Origin of the sequence: Novacetimonas hansenii JCM 7643, from assembly GCF_000964405.1 — a bacterium.
GTDB lineage: Bacteria > Pseudomonadota > Alphaproteobacteria > Acetobacterales > Acetobacteraceae > Novacetimonas > Novacetimonas hansenii.
Genome location: NZ_BANE01000247.1, coordinates 1 through 7508, shown reverse-complemented (window position 1 = coordinate 7508; position 7508 = coordinate 1). Strand labels below are relative to the sequence as shown.

The 7508-nt window shown below is 57.4% G+C and carries 5 protein-coding genes; 2 read left to right on the top strand and 3 right to left on the bottom strand.

From position 1 onward, the window contains the following. Positions 1-510 precede the first annotated feature (510 nt). The gene (locus B7G66_RS14115) at positions 511-1338 is read right to left on the bottom strand and encodes a hypothetical protein (RefSeq protein WP_003621647.1); all 828 of its coding nucleotides are present in this window, start codon (positions 1336-1338) and stop codon (positions 511-513) included. 394 nt (positions 1339-1732) lie between these two features. On the opposite strand from B7G66_RS14115, the gene B7G66_RS14110 reads away from it, so the two are divergent. Then, a complete protein-coding gene (locus B7G66_RS14110) occupies positions 1733-2989 on the top strand; it encodes a cation:proton antiporter (RefSeq protein ID WP_040512772.1) in 1257 nt (418 codons plus the stop codon). A 184-nt stretch (positions 2990-3173) separates the two neighbouring features. On the opposite strand, the gene B7G66_RS14105 is transcribed toward B7G66_RS14110, so the two are convergent. Together B7G66_RS14105 and B7G66_RS17950 are read right to left on the bottom strand one after the other, a co-directional pair. Next, the gene (locus B7G66_RS14105) at positions 3174-4868 is read right to left on the bottom strand and encodes a DUF885 family protein (protein WP_003621651.1); all 1695 of its coding nucleotides are present in this window, start codon (positions 4866-4868) and stop codon (positions 3174-3176) included. Positions 4869-4883: 15 nt separating this feature from the next. After that, on the bottom strand, positions 4884-5126 hold the full coding sequence (locus tag B7G66_RS17950; protein ID WP_048859303.1) for a hypothetical protein: 243 nt from the start codon (positions 5124-5126) through the stop codon (positions 4884-4886). On the opposite strand from B7G66_RS17950, the gene B7G66_RS14100 reads away from it, so the two are divergent. Beyond that, positions 5125-7407: a prolyl oligopeptidase family serine peptidase gene (locus tag B7G66_RS14100; RefSeq protein WP_003621653.1), complete on the top strand. Its 2283-nt coding sequence runs from the start codon at positions 5125-5127 to the stop codon at positions 7405-7407. The genes B7G66_RS17950 and B7G66_RS14100 overlap by 2 nt on opposite strands. The last annotated feature ends 101 nt before the right edge of the window (positions 7408-7508 follow it).

Genomic DNA, 7508 nt, shown 5'->3' with positions numbered 1-7508 from the left:
GCTTTTTCCAAAAAGCTTCAGAAGACGCTGCCTTTTTGAAAAAAATAGGAGAGCCAGCTGTGCAAACCTGTCGAGATGGTTTGCAAACTGGTCAGGTTAAATTTTTATATTACATTTCTAATTTTGGAATGCCTCTGATGCTTTTATGATGGCTATCAGGATAATAGTCTGTCTTGGAGACAGGTAGGGAAAATGCCTTCATGATGGCTTGCCGTGCTGTTTCAGTCAGTAATTTTTGGTCATCATCAAATATAAATCTTTCTTTGTGCGTATTGTAAGTTATACGGCCCCTTGGCCATTCTTCATATTCAGATCCAGCGGGTAACTGCGTAAGCGCGTGAGATGGTCTCTGGTAACATAGGCCCACCCAGAAATTGTAGTATTTGCCCAAAGTTAGGGCATCACCATAAAGGTTCCCCTTGAATAAGGGGAACCTTATCACATAAAAGCCGGGTATGGTCCCTTTCTGTAATATCCCAAAATATTCCAATAAATGGATTTGGGACGTCTTTATTCACGGTCCTGAATGTCTTTTTTAATCAGGTCGATCAGGTATTTGCGGGCTTGCTGAGAGCTTAAAAATGCTTTCACATCTTCGCTTTTGGAAGATTTTTTAGCTCTGTTGGCAGGATGATTAATGCGATAGCACTTGATTTTTCCGTATAAAACAAAGCTTTCAAGCTCTATTTTTTCTATTTTTTGGTCCAGATAATTAACCCAGGGAGAGGAACATACTGCGGTTTCGCCTGAAAGTGGGAAAAACTCTCTTCTGACATTGGCCGAAGAAGCACCGTTGGCAAAAATGATTATATCTGGTTCCATGTACTGAATGGCAGCTTTCAAGAGGTGACCAGACAGTTCCTTAATTGTCTCATAGTTTGGAGTGCTGTTTGGGTTCGGTCTGCTGCCTTTCCAGTCAAGGCAGAACAGATTAGCCCAACCAATATTTCCATCACCAAAATGACTGCCTAAATCTCTCAGGAAATTATAAAAAGTGAATCCCGGATCTTTTTTCTTTTCTATGTATTTCAAAAGAAACTTCTTCTGCTTCTCCATAGCTTCTTTGATGTAGGACTGTAAATCAGTATAAGGTTTGTTTTCGTTGACGACGTTCCAGCCTCTGGTTTCCCGGCCGACAACGAGAATTCTCTTTCCTTGCTCCCATTGTGCTGGAGATGTAGTGACAAAGAGACCTGATAAATTTGAATACTCTAAAGATTCTTGTTTTTTATTAAAAAGATCTTCGTTGTAATTTTTAAGTATATCGAGGTATGAGTGGTATAGTTTTTTATCAATCGTATTTTCGGTGTCTGTTGTTTTTTCTACAATATTTTCCATATTTTTTCCAATTCGAAAACAGAAAAGATTTTAACTATCCGTATACTATGCTGATATCATAAGGTTAGTGCACAGGAATAGCTGATTTTTGATGGCCACGCGCGTTATATATAAATGAAGTTACCTTTTCTAATACTGATAGTTGTGACCGTGTATCCTTGTAAACCGTCATGCCTTATTCCGCTATGATATAAATATAAAAATGAAATATGTGGTTTTTTTGATGTATTAATTCAATTTCAAAACCAATTATTTATACTTTTATTGAAATATCATATTCTCCCAATGTGTTCTAAAAAAGTTTCCCCCAGATTTTTTATTTTTTAGCCGGATGTTTGTCAGGACGGGGCGGTTTTCCTTGACGAAGGATGTGGAAGCCGCCAGCAATGACGGCATGGATACCATCAGCCTCCTTGCCCTGCTCCTGACGCTTTCGGCAGGGTTCAGCATCCTCAATCACCACACATTACGCCTGCCGGTGACGATCGGTGTGCTGGTGTTTTCATTGCTGGCCTCCCTGCTGCTCATGATCCTGAACCTGTTGATCCCGTCTTATGACCTTCAGGCCCTTCCACGTTCTGTGCTGGGGGCCGTAAACCTGCCCACGTCACTTCTGAATGGCGCGCTGTCGCTCCTTTTGTTCGCGGGGGCCATGCAGGTGGATGTCGGGCACCTGCGCGCACGGCTTGCATCGGTGGCCGCCCTGTCGGTTCTGGGGACCGTGCTGGCCGTTGCCTTGTTATCGGTCGCCGCGTGGTCTGTCTTTGCCCTGCTGGGGCATGCCGTTCCCTTTGCATGGTGCATCGTCCTTGGCGCCATCCTGGCCCCCACCGACCCGGTTTCGGTTGTCGGCATGCTCAAACGCCTTGGGCTGCCGGGACCGCTCCAGGCGGTTTTCGCGGGGGAAAGCCTGTTTAATGACGGCGTGGGCGTGGTCATTTTCGGTGTGACCGTCGGGCTTGCCACCGGTGACAGCCATGGGGTCAGCGCGCTGGACATCGCCCTGAGCTTCTGCCGCGAGGCGATTGGTGGCGGCCTGTTGGGCGCGCTGATCGGATGGGGCGTACTGTGTGTCATCAGGGGACAGCGGGACCCGCATATTGATCTGCTGGCGTCGCTGGCGCTGGCGACCGGAAGCTTCAGCCTCGCCACCCACCTAGGCATGTCGGGCGCGATTGCCGTTGTCATGGCCGGGCTGTGCTTTGGCTCGGGCCATAACGGGGCATCGCGCGCGGAACTCGACATGCCATGGACACTGATTGACGAGGTGCTGAACGTCTTGCTGTTCATGTTGATCGGTTTTGAAATCCTTGAGATCACGCCACGCCTGTTTACGGTGCTGGCGACGCTTGCCGTCATTCCGCTGTCGATTGCCGCGCGGGCATTGAGTGTGCTGCTGTCGATCCTGCCGGTCCATCTGCGGCATTGGGAACGCGGCCGTGCCCTTGGTATCCTGACATGGGGCGGGCTGCGTGGCGGGATCTCGGTCTCGCTGGCGCTGGGTCTGCCGGGGGGCGCGTTGCGCGACCTGCTGCTGCCTGTCTGTTATGGCGTGGTGGTGTTTACCATCATCGTGCAGGGATTGAGCATGGAACGGGTGGCCCGCCGGCTTTATCCCTCCGGCCATGCAGGTGGCCCTGACCCATCGTGATGAAGGTTGCTGGTGGTGCGGCGGGTGCCGTGCGCCACGGTTTCGCCATGGCCGTGTGCGGGTGTCGCCCTCTTGGAAAAAGGCGACACCCGGCACCGGTTTTGCGACATGGCCTGTTTTGCGACATGGTCTGGGGCCGGGCCATCCCGTCCCCGCCCCGTTCCCCTGTCCAGTCCCCCGGATTTTAGGGCGCGTTCGCCAGTGCCTGTGCCGGCAGCAGCGCTTCTTCCACCAGCGGCCATGGCACGATGCCGGTCGCGGCGATGCCCGCGAACGTGGTGCGGACATCGAACGGGCGTCCTGCGGCCTCCGCCTCATGCGCCTGTCGGGAAATCAACTGATCGAACATCAGCTTGCCGGTGACATAGCTGGTGCCGTATCCGGGCTGGCGCAGGTACAAAAGCTGTTCGAACCCGACAAGGGAACTGTTGGGATCGGAATAGCCGCGTGGCGTCCATGACGCATGGAACCGCCCCGCCGTGGCAAGGTCCATCTGGTTCGCCTGCACATACAATGACGCAAGCCCGCGCGCCGCACGGTTGGCCAGCATGATCCATACCAGTTCGCGCCCGCGCGGTTCGTGGTCATACAGGCCCGCCTGCATCACGATTTCCTCGTACGCGGTGGCGAACCCTTCGGATCGCGCGGCATAGATGTTGAACAGGGGCGCACCACGGCGGATCGGGTCGGGATTGGGATCGTCCTTGATCCGCGCCAGTTCCGTCCAGTGGATGTCATGGGAATAAAGCGGCCACGGGTCGAGTGCCGTGATCCTGAGGAAGAAATTGCGATCCCCCGGCGCGGTGTAATCCAGGGTCTGCGCCGCCATCGCCGCACGGTAATAAGGCTGGTCGGGCACCAGCCCCGACTTGATGATGAAATCGGTGAACTGCTGCATTTTCGTCGTGGCGTATTTGCGATAGGCCACGGCATTGTCAATGGGTTTCAGCGGCGGCAGGTTGCGGTTATGCAGTTCCTCCAGCCGCAGGGACGCCTGCGCGCGTTCCAGTTCGCGCCGTAACAGCGTAACCTGCTCGTCCCAGCTATAGGGGACAAGCTGCACATTTTTCATGTACCAGTTGTAATTGTCCTTGCCCACGCCGGACGGGCCGGTCTTGGTCGGGGCCTGGGCCGCGATCCAGTTCGCGAAATCCTGCGTCGCCGCCAGCGCCTTTTGTGCCGCCTCACGCACCTGCGGGCCCGCGCCCTCCAGGGTTGCGGCCTTCTGCCCCTCCAGGGTGCGCATCTTCAGCGATCCATCCAGCAGCGCGGACAGCACCTTGGCCTGCCGGCGGAAATCGCGGTCGCCATATTTCCACAGGTCGGCGGCGTTGCTTTTCGCCAGCCACCCATGCGCACGCGCCAGCAGCGTGGGCACCCCCGACAGGCGCGCGGCAAGGTCCTGCGCCGCCTGTGGCGAAAGTGGATAATCGTAATGGAACAGGTCGATCGTATCGGCCGACGGGCCTTCATGCGCGGGGACGTCGCTTTCCTCGGCAAAGATGGTGGCGAAATATCCGGGATCGCGCGCCCATGGGCGGCGCACCCGCAGGTCGAAATCCAGCCCGTTCATTTCAGCGGCAATCAGGCGCGCGTCGATATCGTCGTCGGTGGTCCAGCCTGTGTGATCCAGCGCGGCCAGACGCTTTTGCATCTGTTTCAGGCCGTCTTTTTTATGCGACAGGGCCTTTGCGTCATAATCCGGCGCCCCGTCGCGCTGTTCCGGCGTGGCAAGCGCGCGCCAGTCGGTAAACAGCGTCTGTAGCTGTGCGCTGGTGGCATGTGCCGGGGTGGCCAGAATGTTGCATTGGGGCAACAAAATAATGGCCCCCGCGCACAGCAGGGCCTTTGCGCGGTGCCTGAGAATTTCTTGCAGCATTCCTGTTCCCGATCGTTACGATATGATGTCATACGTTGCCCGCACCGGATACAGGGTGTCAATTCCTGCCCGCGCGTGGTGGACATTTAAGGTGGTCTGGCGAATCTTTTCGCGCAAATCGTCACAGACGCCGGATTTGTTGAAAAAACCGGCATTAGGTGGATGTCCATTACTTTCATCAATACCACGGACGCAAATATTCCGGGCGCGGCAGAAACGATATTGCCACGCACCTCTGCGCGCCGTTAGATGGGCCATGATGAGAATCACCCGCCATGACACCCGGCATGACACCGGCCATAACACCCGCCATGGGCCATGCCGACGGCCCGCCGCCCTTGTTCTGCTTGCATCCCTGCTGGCGGCGACGCCCGCGCTGTGTGCCGCGCCCGTGGCGCATGCCGCGGCGTCAGATACACATCCGTCACGTCTTCCGCCGCCGCTGACGATTGCGGGCCTGTATGCGCAACAGAGCATCATCGGCACGTCGCCCGAACATTACGCCTGGTCGCGTGATGGCGCGCGTCTGGCCTTTGCATGGAATGACCATGGCACGGCGTTTCGCGACATCTGGGTGTACGAGGCCGAGACAGGCGTGGTGCAGCAGGTGACGCATATGGACGAGGCCGCCCATGGCAAGGCAAAGGGCGTGGGCGTGACGCAGCTTGCCTGGCTGCCTGACGGGCGCATGGCCTTTGTGATGGATGGCGCGTTGCGGGTGGCGGACCTGCATGGCCATGTGGGTGTGCTGGAAATCGTGCGTCATGGTGTGGGGCAGATATCGCCGTCGCCCGACGGGCGGTGGCTGGCGTTCGTGTCGGATGGGGCATTATGGCTGCGTGACATGGGGCAGGCCGCGTCCACACCCGCGCGCATCGTGGTGCCCGGTACCGCCGATGACGGTGTGGACCGGATGGAATGGAGCCCGGCCTCCGACCGGATTGCCGTCGTCATGGCCGATAACCGTGCCGTGCATAAGGTGGAAATTGATTACGACCATGATGGGCAGGTCCATCATGACCATGTGACCCGCGCGTTTCCCGGTGATCCCGATACCGGTTTCGCGGTCGGGGTGGTCGATGTCGCGGGTGGGGCGCCGCGCTGGATGGCGCGTGACAATGCGCAGGACCCGGTGTGGAATTTCGGCCTGTCGCCGGATGGGCGGTCCCTGTTCGTTAATCAGAGCGACCTGACGATCAAGCATCACGCCATCGACATTTACGACGTGCCAACCGGGCGGCGGCAGGTGTTCTACCGCTTTGCCGACCCGGCGCAGGTCCGCCCCGACTGGCAGGTGGCATGGGCGCCACGGGGGCAGGGGCTGGTCGTGTTGACCAACCGGTACGGGTATAACCAGCTTTATCACATTCCCACCATCGGCGCGCGTCCCCGCGCCATCACGCGCGTGATGCCGGGGCAGGGACCGTGGGAAATCGAATCCTTTGTGGCGGACCCGGTGCATGGGCGGCTGTATTTCACCGCAAACCAGACCGGCTATGCGCAGCGGCAGGTTTATCGCGTCGGGATGGAGGGCGGGACGCCCGAACTGCTGACCCGGACGCACGGCACGCATGAGGTCGTGTTTTCCCCCGGGTTCGACCATGTTGCCGACCGGTTCAGCAACGACATCACGCCGCCCGACCTGTATGTCGCGGCTCTGGGCGCCGGCACCCCGTCCTTTGGCCGTGTGACGCATTCCCCCCTGCCGTCGTTTGACGCGCGGCGATGGGCCGATGTGCGCTACATGGATTACAAAAGCCATGTGGACGGCGCGCTGCTGACCATGCGGGTCATGCTGCCGCCCGATTATGACGCCAGCCGCCGTTATCCCATGATCGTCGGGTCGGTTTATTCCGATGCGGTGCGTGACCAGTGGGGCGGGCGCAACGCCCATCCGACATGGGGGCTGGACCAGTATCTGGTGTCGCGCGGGTATATCGTCATCAATCCGGGCATCCGTGGCAGTTTTGGCCGGGGAAAGGCATGGAACCGCCCGATGCTGGGCCAGTACGGGGTGCTGGATGTCAATGACCTGCAGGACGGGGCGCGGTTCATGGTCGATCGCGGCTATGCCGATCCGGCGCGCATCGGCATCTGGGGGTCGAGCTATGGCGGGCTGATGACATTGATGTCACTGTTTACCAAACCCGGTTTTTATGCCGTCGGGGTGGCGGGCGCACCGGCCAGCAATGTCGCGCATGCCTATCCCGAACAGGAATGGATCATGGGGCCGCCCGCCGGGTCGGATTTCCCCGCGCGGTACCAGCGGCAGTCGGCGCTGTATCATACTGACGGCCTGCGCGATCCGCTGATGATCATCCACGGCACACGTGACGAGGTCGTGTTGTATGCCGATACCATGGCGATGGCGCAGCGCATGATCGCACAGGGTAAAATGTTCGCGCTTGTCACCCTGCCGGGTGCGAACCATCCGTGGGATATGGAAAACCTGCCCCAGACGCGCTTTGCCTATACCCAACTGGTGCGGTTTCTGGATCAGTACCTGCACCCGTCATCGGGGGCCGTGCCCGCACAATAGCGACGCACAGCCCCATAAGGGACTGTTTGAAAAATCAGGCGCGATAACACCCTGAACTCATAAAGGTTTTTGGTGAAGCTTTTTCTAAAAAGCTTCAGAAG

Bases quoted from the DNA above. Each gene is read 5' to 3' on its own strand.
- B7G66_RS14115 (WP_003621647.1), bottom strand. From the start codon at position 1,338: ATGGAAAATATTGTAGAAAAAACAACAGACACCGAAAATACGATTGAT.
- B7G66_RS14110 (WP_040512772.1), top strand. From the start codon at position 1,733: ATGGATACCATCAGCCTCCTTGCCCTGCTCCTGACGCTTTCGGCAGGG.
- B7G66_RS14105 (WP_003621651.1), bottom strand. From the start codon at position 4,868: ATGCTGCAAGAAATTCTCAGGCACCGCGCAAAGGCCCTGCTGTGCGCG.
- B7G66_RS14100 (WP_003621653.1), top strand. From the start codon at position 5,125: ATGATGAGAATCACCCGCCATGACACCCGGCATGACACCGGCCATAAC.
- B7G66_RS17950 (WP_048859303.1), bottom strand. From the start codon at position 5,126: ATGGCCCATCTAACGGCGCGCAGAGGTGCGTGGCAATATCGTTTCTGC.